This window comes from Micromonospora sp. CA-248089, from assembly GCF_050948515.1.
Taxonomy (GTDB): Bacteria; Actinomycetota; Actinomycetes; order Mycobacteriales; family Micromonosporaceae; genus Micromonospora.
In genome coordinates this window covers 2077690-2098347 of sequence record NZ_CP192016.1, presented here as the reverse complement: position 1 = coordinate 2098347, position 20658 = coordinate 2077690, and the positions used below count along the sequence as shown (strand labels likewise).

Annotated in this window: 17 protein-coding genes; 2 read left to right on the top strand and 15 right to left on the bottom strand. The window is 72.2% G+C overall.

Translation table 11 applies throughout. From position 1 onward, the window contains the following. Positions 1-31: 31 nt before the first annotated feature. Positions 32-2218 carry a thiamine pyrophosphate-dependent enzyme gene (locus ACQP26_RS10045; RefSeq protein ID WP_433496119.1) on the top strand — a complete coding sequence of 729 codons (2187 nt, stop codon included), beginning with the start codon at positions 32-34 and terminating at the stop codon, positions 2216-2218. Positions 2219-2280: 62 nt separating this feature from the next. Here the strand turns inward: ACQP26_RS10045 and ACQP26_RS10040 are convergent, their stop codons facing one another. From ACQP26_RS10040 to ACQP26_RS10020, 5 genes are all read right to left on the bottom strand, one after another. Next, the gene (locus ACQP26_RS10040; RefSeq protein WP_281578502.1) at positions 2281-3261 is read right to left on the bottom strand and encodes a D-2-hydroxyacid dehydrogenase; all 981 of its coding nucleotides are present in this window, start codon (positions 3259-3261) and stop codon (positions 2281-2283) included. Beyond that, positions 3258-3458 (bottom strand): tautomerase family protein, encoded by a 201-nt coding sequence (locus ACQP26_RS10035; protein ID WP_018786431.1) that lies wholly within the window; start codon positions 3456-3458, stop codon positions 3258-3260. The genes ACQP26_RS10040 and ACQP26_RS10035 overlap by 4 nt, the downstream gene beginning before the upstream one ends. A gap of 1 nt (position 3459) precedes the next feature. Continuing rightward, the gene (locus ACQP26_RS10030; protein ID WP_433495550.1) at positions 3460-4326 is read right to left on the bottom strand and encodes a hypothetical protein; all 867 of its coding nucleotides are present in this window, start codon (positions 4324-4326) and stop codon (positions 3460-3462) included. 67 nt (positions 4327-4393) lie between these two features. Beyond that, the gene (locus tag ACQP26_RS10025) at positions 4394-6007 is read right to left on the bottom strand and encodes an ABC transporter substrate-binding protein (RefSeq protein ID WP_281578504.1); all 1614 of its coding nucleotides are present in this window, start codon (positions 6005-6007) and stop codon (positions 4394-4396) included. Positions 6008-6038: 31 nt separating this feature from the next. Next, positions 6039-7088 carry a dipeptidase gene (locus ACQP26_RS10020; protein ID WP_433495549.1) on the bottom strand — a complete coding sequence of 350 codons (1050 nt, stop codon included), beginning with the start codon at positions 7086-7088 and terminating at the stop codon, positions 6039-6041. A gap of 346 nt (positions 7089-7434) precedes the next feature. On the opposite strand from ACQP26_RS10020, the gene ACQP26_RS10015 reads away from it, so the two are divergent. Further along, entirely contained in the window at positions 7435-8067 is a 633-nt protein-coding gene (locus ACQP26_RS10015; protein WP_269700899.1) for a helix-turn-helix domain-containing protein, read from the top strand. A 74-nt stretch (positions 8068-8141) separates the two neighbouring features. On the opposite strand, the gene ACQP26_RS10010 is transcribed toward ACQP26_RS10015, so the two are convergent. From ACQP26_RS10010 to ACQP26_RS09965, 10 genes are read right to left on the bottom strand one after another with little or no spacing between them, the layout of a single operon-like run. Then, entirely contained in the window at positions 8142-9233 is a 1092-nt protein-coding gene (locus ACQP26_RS10010) for an alpha/beta hydrolase (protein ID WP_433495548.1), read from the bottom strand. A 5-nt stretch (positions 9234-9238) separates the two neighbouring features. Next, positions 9239-10237, bottom strand: coding sequence for an LLM class flavin-dependent oxidoreductase (locus ACQP26_RS10005; protein WP_281578507.1), 999 nt, complete (start codon positions 10235-10237; stop codon positions 9239-9241). Further along, the gene (locus tag ACQP26_RS10000) at positions 10234-10560 is read right to left on the bottom strand and encodes a TIGR04076 family protein (protein ID WP_151500654.1); all 327 of its coding nucleotides are present in this window, start codon (positions 10558-10560) and stop codon (positions 10234-10236) included. Before ACQP26_RS10000 ends, ACQP26_RS10005 begins: the two co-directional genes overlap by 4 nt. Beyond that, positions 10557-11561 carry a zinc-binding dehydrogenase gene (locus ACQP26_RS09995; RefSeq protein WP_433495547.1) on the bottom strand — a complete coding sequence of 335 codons (1005 nt, stop codon included), beginning with the start codon at positions 11559-11561 and terminating at the stop codon, positions 10557-10559. The genes ACQP26_RS10000 and ACQP26_RS09995 overlap by 4 nt, the downstream gene beginning before the upstream one ends. Continuing rightward, on the bottom strand, positions 11558-11971 hold the full coding sequence (locus ACQP26_RS09990; RefSeq protein WP_433495546.1) for a nuclear transport factor 2 family protein: 414 nt from the start codon (positions 11969-11971) through the stop codon (positions 11558-11560). The genes ACQP26_RS09995 and ACQP26_RS09990 overlap by 4 nt, the downstream gene beginning before the upstream one ends. Next, positions 11968-13233 (bottom strand): amidohydrolase family protein, encoded by a 1266-nt coding sequence (locus ACQP26_RS09985; protein WP_433495545.1) that lies wholly within the window; start codon positions 13231-13233, stop codon positions 11968-11970. Before ACQP26_RS09985 ends, ACQP26_RS09990 begins: the two co-directional genes overlap by 4 nt. Then, on the bottom strand, positions 13230-14900 hold the full coding sequence (locus tag ACQP26_RS09980) for a hydantoinase B/oxoprolinase family protein (RefSeq protein WP_281578511.1): 1671 nt from the start codon (positions 14898-14900) through the stop codon (positions 13230-13232). The genes ACQP26_RS09985 and ACQP26_RS09980 overlap by 4 nt, the downstream gene beginning before the upstream one ends. Further along, on the bottom strand, positions 14893-16581 hold the full coding sequence (locus tag ACQP26_RS09975; protein WP_433495544.1) for a hydantoinase B/oxoprolinase family protein: 1689 nt from the start codon (positions 16579-16581) through the stop codon (positions 14893-14895). Before ACQP26_RS09975 ends, ACQP26_RS09980 begins: the two co-directional genes overlap by 8 nt. Next, the gene (locus ACQP26_RS09970) at positions 16578-18629 is read right to left on the bottom strand and encodes a hydantoinase/oxoprolinase family protein (RefSeq protein ID WP_269700907.1); all 2052 of its coding nucleotides are present in this window, start codon (positions 18627-18629) and stop codon (positions 16578-16580) included. Before ACQP26_RS09970 ends, ACQP26_RS09975 begins: the two co-directional genes overlap by 4 nt. Next, positions 18626-20656, bottom strand: coding sequence for a dipeptide ABC transporter ATP-binding protein (locus ACQP26_RS09965; RefSeq protein ID WP_433496118.1), 2031 nt, complete (start codon positions 20654-20656; stop codon positions 18626-18628). Before ACQP26_RS09965 ends, ACQP26_RS09970 begins: the two co-directional genes overlap by 4 nt. Positions 20657-20658: the final 2 nt, after the last annotated feature.

The following is a 20658-nucleotide window of genomic DNA, read 5'->3' as shown; positions in this document are numbered from 1 at the left end:
CGCACCCCCGGCAAGGAGCAACGTGGAAACCATCGACGAACACCTGGTTCGTCAACTGTCGGAATGGTCGGCGGGCGCCCCGGCGCCCGCCGACCCGTCGCCGGACGTCGAGGTCGACGCCGGTCTGCTGCTGGACTACTTCGACGCCCAGATCCAGAGCCGCCACCTCGACCTCGCGCTGCGGTGGCTGCAGTCGAAACGGGAGGGCTTCTACACGATCGGGTCCAGCGGCCACGAGAGCAACGCCGCCGTCGCGCTGGCGCTGCGCCCGACCGACCCGGCGCTGCTGCACTACCGGTCCGGCGGTTTCTACGCCGCCCGGGCCGGGCAGGTTCCCGGCTCCACCCCGGTCACCGACGTGCTGCACTCCGCCGCCGCGTCGCGCCGGGATCCGATCTCCGGTGGCCGGCACAAGGTGTTCGGGCACCGGGAGCTGAACATCATCCCGCAGACCTCGACCATCGCCTCGCACCTGCCCCGCGCGATGGGCATGGCGTTCGCCCTGGACCGCGGCGTCGGCGACACCGGCTACCCGGCCGACGCCGTGGTGGTGTGCAGCTTCGGCGACGCCTCGGCCAACCACTCCACCGCCGCCGGGGCGCTGAACGCCGTCGGCTGGGCCGCCCACCAGGGGCTCGGGATGCCGGTGCTGTTCGTCTGCGAGGACAACGGCATCGGCATCAGCACCCGGTCCCCGCACGGCTGGGTGGACCGGATGCTGTCCGCGCTGCCCGGCCTCGACTACACCGCCGCCGACGGCACCGACCCCGTGCGGTTGCTCGCCGTCGCGGCCGAGACGGCCCACCGGGTACGCGCCGGACGCCGTCCCGCCGTGCTGCACCTGCGGACGGTCCGGTTCATGGGCCACGCCGGCTCCGACGCGGAGCTGGCGTACCGGTCCCGGTCGGAGATCCTCGCCGACTACGCCCGCGACCCGCTGCTGGCCACGGCAGCGGTGCTGGCCTGGCGCGGGATCCTCGCCCCGGCCGAGAGCCTGGCCCGCTACGAGCAGACCCGCAAACTGGTCATGGACCAGGCGGAGGCGATGCTCGGGCGGGTCGAGCGGCTGCCCGACGCGGCGGCGGTGACCGGGCCGCTCACCGAACGCCGGACCGACCGGGTCGGCGCGGCCGCCGCACGGGCCGGCGCCGGCCGGGAGAAGGTGTTCGGCGGCCGGCTCCCCGAGGCGCGCGGGCCGCTCACGCTCGCCCAGTCGGTCAACGCCGCCCTGCACGACGCGCTGCTCACCTGGCCGCAGGCCCAGGTGTTCGGCGAGGACGTGGCGCGCAAGGGCGGCGTCTACGGCGCCACCCGCGGGCTGCGCAAGGCGTTCGGCGCGAACCGCGTGTTCGACACGCTGCTGGACGAGCAGACCATCCTCGGGGTGGCGCTCGGCGGCGCGCTGGCCGGCACGCTGCCGATCCCGGAGATCCAGTACCTCGCCTACCTGCACAACGCCGAGGACCAGCTGCGCGGCGAGGCCGCCTCGCTGCGGTTCTTCTCCGACGGGCAGTACGGCAACGGGATGGTCGTCCGGATCGCCGGCCTGGCGTACCAGAAGGGGTTCGGCGGGCACTTCCACAACGACAACTCGGTGGCGGTGCTGCGCGACATCCCCGGCCTGGCGCTGGCTGTCGCCTCCCACCCGGCCACCGCGCCGGCGCTGCTGCGGCAGTGCCTCGCGCTGGCCGAGCAGGAGAAGCGGGTCTGCGTGTTCCTGGAGCCGATCGCGCTCTACCACACCCGCGACCTGCACACCGACGGCGACGGCGGCTGGCTGGCCCGGTACGCCCCGCCGGACGAGTGGGCGGCCGGTGAGGCGCCGCTCGGGCAGGTCCGCACCGTACGCGGCGGCGGTGACCTGGCGCTCGTCACGTTCGGCAACGGCGTGCCGATGAGTCTGCGGGTGGCCGAGACGCTGGCCGCCGAGCGGGGCGCCGGCACCCGTGTCGTCGACCTGCAGTGGCTGGCGCCGCTGCCGGCCGCGAGCCTGCTCGCCGCGCTCGACGGCGTACCCCGGGTCCTGGTGGTCGACGAGACGCGGGCCGGCGGCGGGGTGTCCGAGGCGGTGGTGGCCGCCCTGGTGGACGCCGGTTACCCGGGGCGGATCTCCCGCGTCAACAGCGTCGACAGCTACGTCCCGCTGGGCCCGGCGGCCGACCACGTCCTGCTCGGTGAGCACGACGTGCTGACTGCGGCCCGCGCGCTGCTCGACTGACGCACGGCACGACGAAGGCGGCCCACCGGATCATCCGGTGGGCCGCCTCCCGTTCGGCCGCCTCAGTACCCCAGATCGGGCTGCCGCTTCAGGCCGGCCAACTGCTCGCCGGCCAGGTAACGCTCCAGGTTGACGCAGAAGTCGGCGTAGAGCCGCTGCAGGTTGCCGGTGCCGCGGAACGACGTGTGCGGCGTGATCGTCGTGTTCGGCAGGTCCCACAGCCGGTGGTCGGCCGGCAGCGGCTCCTCCTCGAACACGTCCAGCACCGCGCCGGCGATCCGGCCGGACCGCATCGCGTCGACCAGGGCGTCCTCTGCCACGAGGGCGCCCCGCCCGACGTTCACCAGCACCGCCGACTCCTTCATCGCTGCGAAGTGCGCGGCGTCGAAGAAGTAGCGGTTCTCGGTGGTCAGCGGCATGGCCAGGACCACCGAGTCGGCCTCCGGCAACACCGTCATGTGCTCGGCGTACGGGATCACCCGGTCGAAGCCCTCGGCCGGGGTGCCGGAGCGGTTCACGCCGATCACGTCGACTCCGAGAGCGCGGGCCCGCCAGGCCACCTCGCCGCCGATGCCGCCGGTGCCGAACACCAGCATCGTGCTGCCGATGAAGTCCCGGCCGGTGATCCGCACCCACTCCCGGCGTTCCTGCGCCTCCCGGTGCTCCGGGAACGCGCGGAAGCGCATCAGCACCGCGCCGATGGCGTACTCGGCGATCGGCACGTTGTAGGAGTTGGGCGACCGGGTGTAGAGCAGCCCCTCGGCGAGGCGGCGCTGCATCAGCTCGCCGCCCACCCAGTCGAACCCGGCGGCGGTGATCTGCACCCACCGCAGCCTGTCGCACTTGGCCAGCAGCTCGTCGAAGGTGTCCTCGTTCATCGCGCTGCGCAGGATCACCTCGGCGTCGAGCCACTCGTCGCGTACCGGCTCACCGTCGCCAACCGGGCTGAACCGGCACTGCGGGAACCGCTCCCGCAGTTGCGGGAGCAGGTCCGACAGGTTGGGGGTGAGTAGGACGTGCGGTCCCGCGACGGCGCCGGTCACGAGGACTCCTGCGCACGCTTCCGGTTGTTGTACGTCACGCCGCCCTTGGCCCAGTTGTCGTACGACACCTCGTAGAGCAGGACGTGGGTGTTCTCACGCGGGGAGCCGTACTTGACCAGCACGTCGGTCAGGTCAGCGATCATTGCTTCCTTGGTGGCCTGGTCCCGCTTGCCGATCTCGGCCCGGATGATTGCCATGTCAGTTCTCCTTGCTCGTGGTCGCGAAGTCCGGGTTGCGCTCGTACTCGGCCTTGACGGCGAGGTACGCGAAGGCGTGCGTGACGCGGGTCTTGAGCACCCCGTCGAAGACCTCGCGGGCCTTGGCGACGTCGCCGTTGTAGTAGTGCCAGTTGCCGAGGCCGTACCCCTGGGTGACGGTCTTGAGGCTGTTGCCGTCGCACATCGCCCACAGCTCGTCCGGGCCGATCTGGCCGGTGTAGAGCTTCATCCGGCCCTCGTAGCCCACCAGGTGCGGCTCGTCGACCAGGTCGACAGTGCGGAACCGGTCGAGCACCTCCTCGGCCTCGGCGGTCCGGCCGAGGCGCCGCAGCGCCATGTACTGCCAGTCCTGCGACGCCACCAGGCCCTCCTGGTGCCGGGACGCCTTCTCCGACTCGGCGAAGCTGGGCAGGCAGCCCTCCAGGTCGCCGGCGAGGTACTGGGCGACGCCGAGGTGGTACCAGACGGAGGCGTGCAGCGTGGTGTTGTAGCGGCCGAGGATCTCCGGGTTCGCGGCGGCGTCGGTGTCGCTGAGGTGCTGCGGGCGCACGTCCTCGGGCCGGCCGAGGATCAGGCTCACGACGTCCTTCTCCACCTCCGGCTGGTACATCTCGTACTCGTCCTCGACGCCGGCGAGCTGGTCGGCGGCGGTGCGCAGGTCCGCGATCGCGCCGGCGTAGTCACTGATGGAGATCCGCCGGTGCCCCCGGAAACGCAGCAGGCGCGGGCTGTTCGGCTCCAGTTCGAGCGCCTCGGTCAGCAGCGCCACGGACTCCTCGTGCTTGCCGAGGTAGCCCTTCAGCCGGGCGGCGATGATGTAGCGGTGGGTGAGGGGTACGGACGTCATGGATTGCCTTTCGTCGCGGTACGGCGGAGAGGGCGCCCCCGGGAGGCGGCGCCCCCTCCGCGGTTCGTCAGCGGTCCAGCCAGAGGTGCCGGTAGAAGCGGTACGTCGGCGTCGGGTCACCGCGGTAACCCATGACGTCCTTCTGCACCACGTCGAAGTCGGCGTTCAGGAACGTCATCGCCACCGGGCCCCGCTCGGCGAGGATCTTCTCGGCCTGCTGGTAGAGCTGGGCACGCTTGTCCTTGTCCATCTCGGAGCGGGCCTTGACGACCAGGTCCTCGTACTCCGCGTCGGACCAGTTGCCGTAGTTCAGGCCGCCGCCCTTGAGGAAGCTGGCGGTGAACCGCTCGTCCGGGTCGTAGGTGAGGCCGAAGCCGGACTGGTACATGTCGAAGTCGCCGGACTTCGTCTTGGTGTCGGCGATGGTGGACTCCACCGACTCCAGCGTCACCTTGATGCCGATCTTGGCGAGCTGCTGCTGCTCGACCTCGGCCGAGCGCACCTGGAACGCCGAGGTGGCGATGACCATGAGCTTGGCGTCGAAGCCGTTCGGGTAGCCCGCCTCGGCCAGCAGCGCCTTCGCCTTCTCGATGTCCGGCTTGCCGTACACCGGCTCCTTGAGCGCGCCGAAGCGGTCCGGCGGCAGGTAGCCGGCGTTGAGCGCGGTGCCGAAGCCGGAGTTGGCGACGTTCAGGATCTCCTGCCGGTCCAGCGCCATGTAGATGGCCTGCCGGACCTTGACGTTGTCGTACGGCGCCTTCGAGGTGTTCAGCCGCAGGTGCAGCGACAGCGAGCCGGAGCCGCCGTACCACTTGAGCTTCTCGTCGCGCTTGAGCGCGTCGATGAACTCGGGCGCGGGCCGCCACAGGAAGTCGACGGTGCCGCTGCGCACGGCGGCGGCGCGCGCGTTGTCGTCCGGGTTGAACGTGAAGTCCAGCCCGTCCAGGTACGGAACCCCGGACTCCCAGTACTTGTCGTGCTTGTCCAGCTTGATGGCCTGGCCGGTGGTCCGGGCGGCGAGCTTGAACGGCCCGCTGCCGCCGTCGACGCTGCCGTTGAGGTCGCCCTGCTTCTCGACCACGGTCCGGTCGACGATCGACGACGCGGCGGTGGACAGCAGGGTCAGGATGGCGGCGTTGGGCTTGGCCAGCTTCATCACGACGGTGCGCTCGTCGGGCGCCTCGACCGAGGTGATGCCCTCGTAGCTGCGGGCGCGCGGTGCCCGGGTGGCCGGGTCCTTGATCCGCTCGATCGAGTACTTCACGTCGGCGGCGGTCACCTTGCGGCCGCTGTGGAAGTACGCGTTGTCGCGCAGCTTGAACGTCACGGTCAGGCCGTCCGCGCTCAGCTCCCACGACTCGGCGATCGCCGGCTTGATCTCGCCCCGGTACGACTGCACGAGCGACTCGTAGATCTGCTCGTTGATGACGAAGGCCGAGGTCTCCGACATCCGGTGCGGGTCGAGTTCGTTGGCGTCCAGCCGGATCATGATCCGCAGCCGGCCACCGGACTTCGGCGTGCCGGCGGCCTGCGTCTCGTCCTCCAGCTTGACGTTGCTGGTGAGGCCGTCACTGGCGTTGCCATCGGACTTGCCCGACGGCGGCTCGCCGCCTCCGCAGCCGGCCGCGAGCGTCGCCACGACGCCCACCGCCAGCGCTCTCATCAGAATTCGGGTACGCATCAGTCTCCTTGGCAGTGTCACGATTAGCGCTTCAGGCCGGCTTCCATGCCTCCCCATAGACCCGAAGCCAGTTGCCCCCGAGGATCTTGGTCACGTCCTCCGGCGAGAAGCCGCCGGCCAGAAGCGCCGCGGTGATGTTCGGGAAGTCCGAGGCGTCGTCCATGCCGATCGCCCGGCGCTCCTCCCAGCCGAAATCACCCAGCAGGTTCCGGTGCTCCTTCGAGTTCGCCTCCGCGATGCTCTTGAGCTGCGCGATCCGCATCTCCTCGGTCCACGTCTCGTCGTAGTCGGTGGCCACGGCGACGTGGTCGACGCCGGCCACCTCCACGACGCGGGAGACGTGCTCGACGAAGCGGGTCAGGTCCGGACGACGGGACGGGTCGTCCGGGTGGTACAGGAATCCCGACAGGGTGGTGATGCCCATGACGCCGCCCTGCTCGGCCAGGCGCCGCAGGTATCCGTCCGACTTGGCGCGGATGTGCGGCGACAGCGCGTCGCAGAACGAGTGCGTGACGACGACCGGCTTGTCCGAGGCGTCCATGGCGTCCAGGCCGGTGCGCTCGCCGCTGTGCGAGACGTCGACGAGCACCCCCAGCTCGTTCATCGCCTTGACGAACGTGCGGCCGCGGTGCGAGAGCCCCGAGTCGGTGTCCTCGCCGCAGCCCGCACCGAGCAGGTTCTGCCGCTGGTACGTCAGCTGGAGGATGCGGACGCCGAGGTCGTGGAACGTGCCGAGCAGGTCGAGGTCGGCGCCGATCATCTCGGTGTCCTGCGGGCCGAGGATCACGGCCTCCTTGCCCTCGGCCTTCGCCCGGTGGATGTCGTCCACCGTGAGGGCGAGCAGGACGTCGTCCGGGTGCGCGTCGATCCACCTGCGGCAGCGGTTGACTTCGCGCAGGGCGGTGACGGTGTCCGCGTACGGCCTGGTGACCGTGTGGTTCACAGCGGTGACGCCGCCTCGCCGGATCCGGTCGAGGTGGGCGTCGCTCAGCTCGATGACAGTGCTTCCGTCCACCACGGTGGCGGCGGCGTGCACGTCGGCGGCCGAGAGAGCGGGATGGTCGGTGGCGGCAGTGTTCACGTCATCTCCAGATCATCGGAAGATGCCGAGACTCTACGAGGCACGCAACTTGTTGTCCATGAAATCTCACCAACTCGTCGGTACGTAGTGTCTAGGTGACGAATTTCGTCATTCTGACGCGCGGCAAACCGATCGAGGCAGCCCGTCCGGCGCGAACGGGTCATAGCGCCACCAAGACTTCGAAGCGGAGAAAACGCACGGTGCACTGTGGAGGGGGGTGACGCAGTCCATCCCGTACGCCGAGGATTGCGACCTCCTTACCCTCGCGGACCTGCGGGGATGTTCGATACCATCGAACATCCCGGCGGAGGTTCCGCCACCTCGACAGGAGGTCCCCGTGCGGCCCATGAACAGTCAGCCGTCGGAGCAGGCCGGCTCCGGTGGCGCCGCGGACGAGAACACGCCCGCGGGCGTCGTCGGCGGCCGGATCCGGCGCTACCGCAAGGAACGCGGGCTGACGCTGCGCGGTCTGGCCTCCCGCTCGGGGCTGTCCATCGGTTTCCTGTCCCAGGTCGAGCGCGGCATCTCCTCCATCGGCCTGACCGCGCTCGGCAGCGTCGCCAAGGCGCTCGACCGGTCGGTGGCCGACTTCTTCGACGCCGGCACGCCCTCGCCGGACAGCACCGTCTCCTCGCTCCCCCGGCACTTCACGCTGACCAGGGCGGAGACGGCCGCGACGCAGTACGTGTCCGGGCAGCAGACCTACCGCATGCTCTCCGACCGGGGACCGGACCTGGTGCTCGAACCGATGCTCGTGCACATCGCGCCGGGCGGGCGCCGGGAGAACGCGTACGGCCACCGGGGCGAGGAGTTCGCCTACGTCATCTCCGGCGAGCTGCTCTACGAGGTCGAGGGCGTCGAGCACCGGCTGTTCCCGGGTGACAGCGTGCACCTGCGCTCGTCCGTGCCGCACCAGCTCTACAACGACACCGACGCGGTGACCACTGTGGTCTCGGTGGTCACGCCCCGCCTGTTCTGACCGGCGCACCGGGCACCACGAATCGCCCTCCGATTTCACGTAGGTGAACAAGGAGGGCGATTCGCTATGTAGTGTCAGCGACCGAGGCGGGAGTCCACGGCGGTCATCGTGTCCTGCCAGATGACCGACGCCGGGTCGATGACGGCGAAGTGGTCCCCCGGCTGTTCGAGGTGGCGGATCTCGTCGCCCGCCGCCGCCGCGGCGGCGGCGTAGCGCCGGTTGGCGTCGACGAGGTCGAGGCTGTCCTCCGTCCCCTGCACGAGCAGCGTCGGCACCCCGGTCGGCAGGCGCCGCATCGGGTCGCTCTCGGCGTACCGGCGCGGAGCCGTCACCGGGGAGCCGCCGAGCGCCGCGGCGACCGCGCCGTCGCCGAGGTAGCGCCGCTCGCCCTCGGTGAGGTCGAGCACTCCGGCCAGCGACACCGCGAGCGCGACACGCGGCCCGCCCGGACGCGCGGCGAGGTCCGCCGCGGCGCGCAGCGCGAGCTGCCCGCCGGCCGAGTGTCCCAGCACGACGATGCGGTCCAGGTCGACCAACCGGTCGCGGGCCGGTTCCCGCAACGCGCGCAGGCCCGTCTCCACGTCCTGCGTGGTCGCGTCCCAGCCGTGCCGGTCCGGGCGCCGGTACTCCAGATTCCAGGACGCGTACCCGCGCCGGGCCAGGTCGGCGGCGAGCGCGTCCATCAGGTCCGCGCCCCAGATGGACCGCCAGAACCCGCCGTGCAGCAGCACCGCGACCGGCGCGGGCCCGGCGTCCGGGGTGGACGGCAGCCGCAGGTCGCCCCACTGGTCCGGGTCGGGGCCGTAGGCGATCCGGGTGGCCGGCGCGCGGAGGCGGTGAACGGCGTGCCGGATCGCCCAGGCCAGGCCCCACAGTCCCCGTCCGGCCAGGTGCACCGCGCCGGGCACCGGCGGCTCGACGGTCAGGTCGTACCAGACCACGCCGGTCGGCTGCGCGCCGATGAGGGCACGGGCCGCCGACGTGGGGCCGGGCAGAGCCACCGCCGGCTGGTCTGTCGCGGCGAGCAACGAGCGCAGTTCGCCGGCCGAGGCGACGGTGACGACCTGACCGGTGACGTCCAGTTCGGCGCAGGTGGCGGCGGTCAGCGACGCCAGCAGGGCCGGGTCGGCCACCAGGCCGGGGCCGGCCACGACAGTGAGCCGCACCCGACTCACCTCTGCAGCAACGGCAGGACGGCCGAGCCGAGCAGGTCCACGCCGCGCTCGTCGGTGAGGCCGTGCGGCGTACCGAACTCGACCCGGCGCACGCCCGCGTCGATGAGCGCCTGGGCCTGCGCGGCGACCTGCTCCGGCGTGCCGGAGAAGGCGAACCGGTCGAGCACGTCGTCCGGGATCAGCCGGCCCGCCGCCTCGTCCTCGCCCGCGTCGACCAGCTCACCGACGCGCTTGACCAGATCTTCGGGCATCTCGACGGTCGGGTCCAGCTCGGCCACCACGGCGAGGTACATGGCCACCTCGGTGCGGGCCTTCGCGCGGGCCGCCTCGCCGTCGGTGTCGACGACTGTCACGGCGCCGAGCACGATGCCGACGTCGGCGACGTCGCGTCCGGCCTTCTCCGCGCCGGTTCGCAGCCGTTCGCGGATCACCGGGACCATGTCCGGGTTGGCGCTGCCGCCCACCTTGATCTCGTCGGCGATCCGGCCGGCCAGCGCCGCGCCCTGCGGGCCCCACGCGCCGAGCAGCAGCGGCGGGTCGGGCCGCTGCACGTCGTAGCGCAGCGCGGTGCCGGGGGCGAGCGAGAAGACCTTTCCGGTGAAGCCGCTGCGGTCGCCGCGCAGCAGGCGGTAGACGACCTGGACGGCTTCCTCGATGGTGGTCAGCGGCCGCGGCTGCGGCAGGCCGACAGCGCCCAGCCAGGTTCCGCGGGCCAGACCCAGGTAGGCCCGCCCGTGCGAGGCCAGGTCCAGGGCGGCGATCTGACCGGCGATCTCGTACGGCGCCATCGAGTACGGGTTCAGGCAGGCCGTGCCGAGGCGTACCCGTTCGGTCGCCTGTGCCATCTCCAGCAGCGGGAAGATCGGCGGCTGGTACATCAGGTCGCCGAAGACGGTGAGCACGTCGAAGCCGTGCGTCTCGGCGGCACGCGCCAACCGGGCGTACGCGCCGGCCGGCTTGTCGCTCTGCAGGCCGAGCCCGATCTCGACGGTCATGTCAGGTCCGCCGAGTTCATCGTGCGCCGGCAGGTCCGTTCCACCTTCATGACGAGCCGCTCCTCCGGGTCGGGGCAGATGAAGTGGGAGTCCTGGGCCAGCCAGTCCCCCGGTGCCAGGTCACGCTGCTTGGCGGCGAGGAAGGGCAGCACCGAGGCGAGCGCGTACACGCAGAAGTGCTTTCCCTCGGGCAGCCGCAGGTGCGCGCTGTTCGTCAGTTCGAAGTGGTCGCCCACGGCCATGCCGCACACCGACCGGCCCTCGATCCGGTCGACTGTGACCTTCAGGTCGTAGATCTCCATGTCGCCGTCGCTGTCGCTCACGGTCCCTCCCCCTCGTCGATCCGTACGATGATCTTGCCGGTGGTCCGGCGTTCGGCCAGCTCGGTGAGCGCCGCGGGCGCCTCGTCCAGCGACACGACGCGGCTGACCGGCGGCCGGACCGCGCCGGAGGCGCACATGTCGAACAGTTCCTGGTAGGCGGACTCGACGGCGCTCGCCCGCTGCCACGGGTACTGCGAGCCCCAGGAGAGGCCGACGAGCGTCGCGTTGGCCGCCATGAGCCGCAGCGGGTCCACCGGCGGCGGTGCGCCACCGGCAGCGCCCACCGCGACCAGGCGGCCCTCGAACGCGAGACAGTCCCAGGACCGGGCGAACACGTCGCCGCCCACCGGGTCCACCACGACGTCCACGCCCCGGCCGTCGGTGGCCGCGAGCACGGCAGGCACGAAGTCCTCCGCCGTGTAGTCGATCGCCACCTGGGCGCCGTGGTCGCGGCAGATCGCGGTCTTGGCCGGGCCGCCCGCGGTGGCCACGACCCGGGCGCCCCGGGCGACGGCGAGCTGGATCGCGGCGATGCCCACCCCGCCGGCGCCCGCGTGTACCAGCACCGTCCGCCCGGCGGTGAGACCGGCTCGTTCCAGCGCGAACCACGCGGTCTGGTAGGTGACCGGCAGCGCCGCCGCGGTGACCGGGCCGATCGTGGACGGTCGCGGCACCACCACCGCGGCGTCCACCGTCACCGTCGTGCCGAGCGCGCCGCGCGGCAGCGCCGGGCAGGCGAGCACCTCCTGACCCAGCAGGTGCTCGGCCCCGGCGCCGGCGGCGACGACCCGCCCGGCCGCCTCCACACCGGGTGTCATCGGCGGGTCGGGCCGCACCGGGTACTCGCCCCGGCAGAGCATGACGTCCAGGAAGTTCAGCCCCACCGTACGCACGGCGAGCCGTACCTCACCGGGGCCGGGCGGCGGGTCGTCGGGCAGAACGGCGACCGACAGCACGTCCGCCGGCTCACCGGTCCGCCCGGCGACCAGCCGCCGGATCACGCCGCGCCCACCGGTTCCCGGACCAGCTCGGCGTGGTGGTGCACGATCACCCAGCGGCCGTCGACCCGGCGCACCACGTCGGTGACCCGGGTGATCTCCGGCTCGTCGTCCGGGCCGAGCTGCGCGACCAGCTCGTACCGGGCCACGCCGAAGTCGTCCCACACGTCGATACGCTTGTCCCGCGCGGCGAGCACCGCCAGCCGGGACCGCTGCCCCGCGGCGTCCCGCCGGGCGCGGTACTCGTCCAGCTCGGCCCGGGTCCGCAGCGGCCCGGGCAGGTGCGTCTCCCAGGTGGTCACGTCGGGGTCCAGGTGCGTGTCGAACCGCTGCTGGTCCCCGGCGAGGAACGCGTCGTACATGTCGTCGATGCCGGCGGCGATCTCCGCCGCGCCTGCCTGCGCGAAGGTCATCGCGTCTCCTCCTGGTTCCGATCGTCGCGGGCGATCTGCCCGCCCTTCATCACCCACCGCACGTCCCGGAACGCCGAGGTGTCGGCGAGCGGGTCGGTGTCCGTCGCGATCAGGTCGGCCAGCTTGCCGGCCTCGACGGTGCCGAGGTCGGACTCCGCACCGAGCCACCGGATCGGGCCGAGCGTGCCGGCGTGGATGGCCCGCGCGGTGCCGATCCGCTCGGACATGTACTCCAGCTCCCGGATCGAGGCTGTCGTGCCCTCGAACTGCCAGAACGGGGGCATGTCGCTGCCGAGCAGCACCTCCACCCCGGCGGCGACGGCCATGTCGAAGCTCTCCAGGTGCCGGGGGCCGGCGCCGAGCGACCGGCACTGCATCCACTCCGGCACGCCCAGCTCGTCGAAGAACTCCTTGCACCGGGTCACCAGCAGCGTCGGCACGAGCGCCGTGCCGCGTTCGGCCATCCGCGCCGCGACCTGCGGGGTGAGCTGGTAGCCGTGCTCCACGCAGTCCAGTCCCAGCTCGACCGCCGCGCCGATCACGTCGGCGGGCCCGGCGTGCGCGGTCACCTTGCGGCCCCACGCGTGCGCCGTCTCGATCACCGCCGTCATCTCGTCGGCGAACAGCTGGGGCGTGTGGATGCTCTCGTGCTCACCGGCGATGCCGCCCGAGATCATCACCTTGATCAGGTCAGCGCCGGCCTTGATCTGGCTGCGCACGCCGTGGCGGAAGCCCACCGGGCCGTCGCACTCGAGCGTGTCGTTGCTCTCGTGGCCGTGCCCGCCGGTGCACACCAGCGCCCGGCCGGCGGTGTAGATGCGCGGACCCGGGACACGCCCGGCGTTGATCGCCCGCCGCAACGCGAAGTCGGCGTGGTCCTTCTCCGCCACGCAGCGCACAGTGGTCACGCCGGAGTGCAGCGTGCGCCGCGCCCCGTCGGCCATGTAGTGGGCGAGGTCGTACGCGCCCATCCCCTTGACGCCGTCGCCCCCGGAGCCGGGCAGCGACAGCGAGAAGTGGGTGTGCATGTTGACCAGGCCGGGCGTCACGTACCCGCCATCGAGGTCCACCTCGGTCAGCCGGCCGGCGGCCCGCGCCTGCTCGGCCACCTCGGCGTACGGCCCGACGGCGGCGATCCGGTCACCCCGGACCCACACCCCGGCACCGGTCACGGGCGCCATGCCGTCCACCACGCGGGCATCCAGCACTGTGCAGTTGCCGAGCAGCACGCTCGGCTGCTCGGGCGAATAGGCGGCACTCACGCGATCACTCCATAAACGTCTCGGGCGGCCCGCGCGGAGACGTAGCCCTCGGCCACGTCCCGTCGCACCGCCTCCGGATCCCGACTCCTCGGGTCACCGTGCCCGCCGCCACCGGCGGTCAGCAACGTCACCCGATCCCCCACCGCCACCGCGGTACGCCGTGTGCTCACCCGGTGCTCCCGGTCCGTGCCCGGGAAGACGACCACCTGGTTCGGCTCCGGCTGCTCGCCGCCGGCCAGCGCCCACGGCGCGCTCTTGGTCTTCTTGATCACCGACAGGAACTCGCCCGGCGTCACGAACCGGATGTCCCGCCGCAGGCCGCAGCCGCCCCGGAACCGGCCGGCGCCCCCGGAGTCGGTACGGATCTCCAGGCGCTCGAAGAACATCCCGGTCTTCGACTCCAGCACCTCCACAGGCGTGTTGCGCGCCTGGGTCTGGCACAGGTGGTTCGCCGGTCCGATGCCGTCGTGCCGGGGCGTGCCGCCCCACCCGACCGGGTCGTTGTTGCTGACCGCGAACATGTCGCCGGTGTCCGGGTGCCGCCCCACCATCATGAAGCCGGGCACGTCGCCGCCGGAAGAGGCGGCGAGCCGGTCCGGCATGCCCTGCGCCAGCGCCTTGAGGATCAGCTCCAGCGCGACGGTGCCGGTCCACTGGGTGAACGTGGCGGCCGGGTACTGCGCGTGGAACAGCGTGCCGGGCTCGGCGCGTACCCGCAGCGGCGCGAAGTGCCCGGCGTTCGTCTGCTCGTACGGCGTCGTGACGCCCTTGAACGCGACCCGGCAGGTGGCGATGGTGGCCCCGAGCGGCAGGTTCACCGGCCCGGGCACCGCCGGGGACGACCCGGCGAAGTCCACTGTGAACTCGCCGTCGGCGACGGTGACGGTGACCCGCATGAGGATCGGCTCGTCGGTGACGCCGTCGTCGTCGAGCCAGTCCTCGGCGGTCCAGCTGCCCTGCGGCAGCGCGGCCACCGCCTCTCCGGCGCGCTGAGCGGCGGCGTCGATCACCCGGTCGACGACCGCGTCGACCACCGCCGGGCCGTACTCGCGGTACAGCTCGGTCAGCCGCCGCTCGCCGGTCCGCAGCGCGGCGATCTGCGCGTTGAGGTCGCCGATGACGAGTTCCGGCATCCGCGAGTTGAACCGGATCAGCTCGTGGATCTCCGGCACCGGCTCGCCCCTGGCGTACACCTTCGTGCCGGGGAAGATGATCCCCTCCTGGTGCATGTCCGTGGAGTCGAGCACGTAACCGGGATCCTTGGCGCCCAGGTCCATCCAGTGCGCCCGGATGCACAGGAAGCCGATCAGCTCCTCGCTGTCCGGCAGCACGACCGGCGCGAACATCGTCGCGTCGTACGTGTGCGCCGCGTTCCAGTACGGGTAGTTCAGCAGCACCACGTCGCCGCGGTGCAGGTTCTCCACGCCGACGTACTCGACGCCCTTGCGCAACGAGTAGTCGTTGGCGCCGAGGAAGCGGGACAACCCCGTCGACTCCGCGACCAGCCGCAGCCGCCGGTCGTAGATGGAGATGCCGAAGTCGTACACCTCGTAGATCACCGGGTTGAAGGCGGTGCGCACCAGCGCGGCCCGCATCTCCTCGGCGGCCGAGACGAGATGACTGCGGACGACCTCGACGGTTGCCCCGTCGACCGTCGGCTCACCCATCGACGTCCACTCCGTAGACGTCCCGGGCCGCCTCCCGGGAGACGTACCCCTCGGCCACGTCCCGCCGCACCGCCTCCGCGTCGCGGCGGCGCGGGTCACCGTGCCCGCCGCCACCGGCGGTCAGCAGGGTCACCCGGTCGCCGACGGCGACCGTCGTGCGCTTGGTGCTCACCCGGTGCTCGCGGTCGGTGCCCGGGAACACCACGATCTGGTTCGGCTCCGGCTGCAAGCCGCCGTCCAGCGCCCACGGCGCGCTCTTGGTCTTCTTGATCACCGTCAGGAACTCACCGGGCGTCACGAACCGGATGTCCCGCCGCAGGCCGCAACCGCCCCGGAACCGGCCCGCGCCGCCGGAGTCCTCGCGGATCTCCCAGCGCTCGAAGAACATCCCGGTCTTGGCCTCCATGACCTCGATCGGGGTGCCCCGGCCGGTGCTGCCCGAGACGTGCGTGGCGCCGTCCATCCCGTCGTGCGTCGCGGTGCCGCCCCAGCCCACCAGGTCGTTGTTGCTGACCGCGAACATCTTGCCGGTGTCCGGGTGCAGGCCGACCATCATGAATCCGGGCACGTCGCCGCCGGAGGACGCGGGCAGCAGGTCCGGCATGCCCTGGGCCAGCGCCTTGAGGATCAGCTCCACCGCCACGATGCCGGTCCAGAGCGTGAACGTGGGCTGCGGGTAGACGGCGTGGAACAGGCTGCCCGGCTCGGCGCGCACCTCCAGCGGTGCCACGGTGCCGGCGTTCGACGGCTCGTCCCGCGACGTCAGCGACTTCAGCACGACCTTGCAGATCGCCTCGGTCGCGCCGAACGGCATGTTGATCGGGCCGCGGGTCGCCGGGGCCGAGCCGGCGAAGTCGACGACGAAGCGCCCGTCGGCGATGGTCACAGTGACGCGCATCTTCACCGGGTCGTCGGTGATGCCGTCGTCGTCCACCCAGTCCTCGGCGGTCCAGGTGCCCTGCGGAAGCGTCGCCAGCGCCGCCCGGGCGCGGGCCTCGCCGTCGGCGATGATCCGGTCGATCGCCTGGTCGACGGTGTCCCGGCCGAACTTCTCGATGATCTCCAGCATCCGGCGCTCGCCGGTACGCAGCGCGGCGATCTGCGCGTGCAGGTCACCGAGCACCGCGTCGGGCATCCGCGAGTTGAAGCGGATCAGCTCGTGGATCTCGCGCACCGGCTCGCCCCGGGACACGACCTTGGTGCCCGGGAAGATCAGCCCCTCCTGGTGCATGTCGGTCGAGTCGAGCACGTAGCCCGGGTCCTTGGCGCCCAGGTCCATCCAGTGCGCGCGGACGCAGAGGAAGCCGACCAGTTCGCCGTCCGCGTCCGGGTCGGCCTCGTCCGGCCGGAACACCGGGGCGAACAACGTCGCGTCGTACGCGTGCGCCGCGTTCCAGTACGGGTAGTTGAGCAGCACCACGTCGCCGCGGTGCAGGTTCTCCCGGCCCACGTACTCCACGCCCTTGCGCAGCGAGAAGTCGTTCGCGCCGAGGAAGAACGTCAGCCCGGTGGCCTCGGCGACCAGCCGCAGGTCGGCGTCGTACATCGACAGACCGAAGTCGTGCACCTCGTAGATGACCGGGTTGAACGAGGTGCGGATCAGGGTGGCCCGCATCTCCTCCGCGGCCGACAGCAGATAGCTGCGGACGACCTCGACCTGGGCTCCGTCCAGCGTGGTCATGCGGCTTCCTCCAGGGTGACGAGCAGGTATCCGTGGTCGTCGACGGTTACCCGCTGACCGCTGGGCACCACAGTGGTCGAGGTGCCCTCGTCGACCAGCGCCGGTCCGTCGAAGGTGTCGCCCGGCTCCAGGCGGGCCCGGTCGTAGACCGCGAACGGCACCACCGCGTGCTGCCCGAAGTCGTACGCATCGCGGTGGGTCAGCAGCGCCTGCGACGGGTCGCCGTCGCCGCGCGCCAGCGTCTCCAGCTCGGGCCGGTCGGTGCGCCCGATGCCGCGCACCCGCAGGTTGAGGATCTGCAGCGGGTTGCCCATGGTGTGGCCGTACCGGGTGCGGTGCGTCTCGTCGAACGCGGCGCGGATCGCGTCGCGGTCCAGCTCGCGCCCGACGGTGACCATCAGGCTGTGCTCCTGGCCCAGGTAGCGCAGCTCGAACTGCCGCTCCAGCACCGCCTCGCCGGCCGGCACGCCCTGCGCCACCAGCGACGCGACCGCCTCGGCCTCGACGGCCTTGAACAGCTGCTCCAGCTCCGACAGGTCCGCGTCGTCGAGCGTGGCCATCACGGTACGGCTGAAGTCGTTGACGATGTCGGCCGAGAGCATGCCCCATGCGGAGAAACCGGACGGCGCGAACGGCACGATCACCTCGCCGATGCCCATCTCGCGGGCCAGCAGCGGCGCCAGCAGCGGTCCGGCGCCGCCGAACGCGAGCAGCGCGAACTGCCGGGGGTCGTGACCCCGCTCGACGGTGATCTGCCGGACCGCGCCGACGGTACGGGCCAGCAGCACGTCGAACACGCCCGCCGCCGCGTTCTCCACGCTCAGGCCGAGCGGCTCGGCGAGCTGCTCGGCGATGGCGGCGCGCGCCTCGGCGTCGCGCAGCCCCATGGTGCCGGCGAGGAACCGGTCCGGGTCCATGTAGCCGAGCACCACGGCGGCGTCGGTGACCGTCGGCCTGGTGCCGCCCCGGCCGTAGCAGACCGGGCCGGGGTCGGCGCCGGCGCTCTGCGGGCCGACCTTCAGCAGGCCGTGGTCCAGCCAGGCGATCGAACCGCCGCCGGCGCCGATGGTCCGGATGTCGTACGTCGGGATGAGCAGCGGGAAGTGCTCCAGCTGGGCCTCGTACGCGGCGACCGGGTTGCCGCGCTCGATCACGCAGGCGTCCAGCGAGGTGCCGCCGATGTCGAACGTGAGCACGTTGTCCCGGCCCAGCTCGGAGGCGACGTACGCGGCGCCGACGATGCCGCCGGCCGGGCCGGACAGCACGGTGTGCGTGGGTGCGGTCTTGGCAACCGCGCTGGTCATCGAGCCGCCACCGGACCGCATGATCAGGAAGCGCCCGGCGAAGCCGCGCTCGGCCAGGCCGGACTCCAGCTCGTCCACGTACCGCTCGAAGATCGGCCGGATGTACGCCTCCAGCACCGTGGTGCTGGTCCGCTCGTACTCCCGGTACTCGCGCACGATGTCTGTCGACAGCGATAGGCTGACCTCGGGGAACTCCTCGTGGATCAGGCGCGCGGCCTCCCGCTCGTGGCTCGGGTCGAGGAACGAGTGCAGGAAGCAGATGGCGATCGAGGTGACCTGCTGGTCCACCACGAGCGTGCGGGCGGCCTCCCGGACGCTGTCCGGGTCCAGCGGCTCCACCACGCGGCCCCGGTAGTCGAGCCGGCCCCGCACGCCGGCGGTGAAGCGGCGCTGCACCAGGCTCTCCGGCCGCTGGTACTGGAAGTCGTACATGTGGTCGGACGGCACGTTGCCGCGGCCGATCAGGAAGATGTCCCGGAAGCCCTCGTTGGTGATGATGCCGGTACGGCCGCCACGACGCTCCAGCACCGCGTTGAGGCCGAGGGTGGTGCCGTGGATGAACAGCTCCACCTCGGACAGGTCGGTGCCGAGCGCGGTGATCGCGTTGAGGACACCGTCCGCGGGCCGGGCCGGGGTCGTGGCCGCCTTGCGGAAGCGGACCCGGTTGGTGCGCGTGTCCAGTTCCATGGCGTCCACGAAGGTCCCGCCGATGTCGACGGCGAGCCGGATGGGGCGACGGGTCATGGCGTGACAGCCTGCCTTCCGATGAGGGCGGGAAGCTCGGGAACGCGCCAGCAGGCGGCCCGGCTCTCGCCGTACGACTGAAGCTCCTGCTGCTCCGATCGGCACCGGTCGGTGACGAACGGGCACCGGGCGGCCAGTGGGCACCCGGTCGCGGCGTCGGCTTCCTCCAGGTCCTTGACCAGCTCGACGGCCTCGCCGTCGGACCCGGTCGTCCCGCCGAGGCGGGGGGCGCTGCCCAGCAGCGCCCGGGTGTACGGGTGCCGGGGCGTGTCGAAGACGACGTCCACCGGTCCTTCCTCGACGACCCGGCCGAGGTAGAGCACCACGACACGGTCGGCGAACCCGCGCACCGTGGCCAGGTCGTGGGAGATGAACACCGAGGCGCGGTCCGCGTCGGCCGCCACGTCAGCGATCACGTCGAGGATCTGCGCCTGGACGGTGACGTCCAGCGCCGAGGTCGGCTCGTCGAACACGATCAGGTCCGGCTCGCCGACCAGCGCGCGGGCGATGCCGATACGTTGCGCCTGGCCGCCGGACAGCTCGTGCGGGTAGCGCTGGAGGATCGACCGGTCCAGCTCCATCCGGTCCAGCACGGCGGTGACGCGCGCCTCCCGCTGCGCCGCGGACAGGCCCGCGGCGCGCAGCGGCTCGGCGACGGAGTCGCCGACGGTACGGCGCGGGCTCAGCGAGCCGATCGGGTCCTGGAACACGAGCTGCGCCCGGGTCCGGGCCCGGCGCAGCGCCCGGCCCCGGGGGCGGGGGCGGCCCGGCTGCTTGACCAGCGCCTGCCCGGCGACCGTGACGGTGCCGGACGTGGGCGCGACCAGGCCCATCACGAGCTTCGCGAGGGTGCTCTTGCCGCAGCCGCTCTCGCCCACCACGCCCAGCGTCTCGCCCGGCCCGAGCCGGAGCGTGACGCCGCGCAGCGCGTGGTGCCCGCCGGAACCGAACCGGCTGCGATAGACGACGTGCGCGTCCTCGATCTCCAGCACGGCGGGCTTCGGGTCCGGGCCGGCCGCGCCCGCGCCGGACGCGACCGGCGTGTGCGACGTCCGCGGCACGTCGGCGTCCAGCGGCCGGGTCTGCGGGTGGAAGCAGGCCAGCGACCACTCGCCGCCGCCGGGCACGGGCCCGGTGGCCGGGCGCCGGGACGAGCAGGTGCGGTCGGCGTGCGCGCACCGGGCGACGAACGGGCAGTTGTGCGGCGCCTCGGTGAGCAGCGGCATGGCGCCGGGGGTGGCGACGACCGGCCGGCCGCCGACGTCCGGCACCGAACGCAGCAGCGCCCGGGTGTACGGGTGGGCGGGCTCCCGCAGCACCTGCGCGGCCGGTCCGCTCTCCACCACAGTGCCGGCGTAGAGCACCACCACCCGGTCGCAGACCTCCGCGATGGACGCCAGGTCGTGCGAGATCAGCAGGACGCCCCGGCCGTCGTCGGCGGCGTGCCGGAACTGGCGCAGGATCTCCCGGGTCAGCGTCACGTCCAGGCCGGTGGTCGGCTCGTCGGCGATCAGCAGCTCCGGCGCGCAGCCGGTGGCCAGCGAGATCATCACGCGCTGGGCCATGCCGCCGGACAGTTCGTGCGCGTACGCGTCGAGCCGCCGCTGCGGGCTGCGGATGCCGACCGCCTCGAACAGCTCGCGTGCCGCCTCGCGGGCCCGCTCGCCGGACATCTCCTGGTGGGTGGCGAGCCGGTCGACGAGCTGCTTGCCGATGGTGCGGGTGGGGCTGAGCGCGCCGCGCGGGTTCTGGAAGCAGATCGCCACCCCCCGCCCGCGGTGGGCGGCGAGCGCGGCGTCGTCCATGCGCAGCACGTCCGAGTCGCCGAAGCGCACCCGGCCGGTGGCGTGCGAGCCGCCGGGCAGCAGCCCGACGATGGCGCGGGCCACCATGCTCTTGCCGCCGCCGCTCTCGCCGACCAGGCCGACGACCTCGCCGGGCCGGACGGTGAAGCTGACGCCGCTGAGCGCCGCGACCTGCCGGCCGGGCCGGCGGATCGTCACGGAGAGGTTCTCGATCGACAGCATGG

Bases quoted from the DNA above. Each gene is read 5' to 3' on its own strand.
- ACQP26_RS10035 (WP_018786431.1), bottom strand. From the start codon at position 3,458: ATGGCAATCATCCGGGCCGAGATCGGCAAGCGGGACCAGGCCACCAAG.
- ACQP26_RS10030 (WP_433495550.1), bottom strand. From the start codon at position 4,326: ATGACGTCCGTACCCCTCACCCACCGCTACATCATCGCCGCCCGGCTG.
- ACQP26_RS10025 (WP_281578504.1), bottom strand. From the start codon at position 6,007: ATGCGTACCCGAATTCTGATGAGAGCGCTGGCGGTGGGCGTCGTGGCG.
- ACQP26_RS10015 (WP_269700899.1), top strand. From the start codon at position 7,435: ATGAACAGTCAGCCGTCGGAGCAGGCCGGCTCCGGTGGCGCCGCGGAC.
- ACQP26_RS10005 (WP_281578507.1), bottom strand. From the start codon at position 10,237: ATGACCGTCGAGATCGGGCTCGGCCTGCAGAGCGACAAGCCGGCCGGC.
- ACQP26_RS09990 (WP_433495546.1), bottom strand. From the start codon at position 11,971: ATGACCTTCGCGCAGGCAGGCGCGGCGGAGATCGCCGCCGGCATCGAC.
- ACQP26_RS09980 (WP_281578511.1), bottom strand. From the start codon at position 14,900: ATGGGTGAGCCGACGGTCGACGGGGCAACCGTCGAGGTCGTCCGCAGT.
- ACQP26_RS09975 (WP_433495544.1), bottom strand. From the start codon at position 16,581: ATGACCACGCTGGACGGAGCCCAGGTCGAGGTCGTCCGCAGCTATCTG.
- ACQP26_RS09970 (WP_269700907.1), bottom strand. From the start codon at position 18,629: ATGACCCGTCGCCCCATCCGGCTCGCCGTCGACATCGGCGGGACCTTC.
- ACQP26_RS09965 (WP_433496118.1), bottom strand. From the start codon at position 20,656: ATGCTGTCGATCGAGAACCTCTCCGTGACGATCCGCCGGCCCGGCCGG.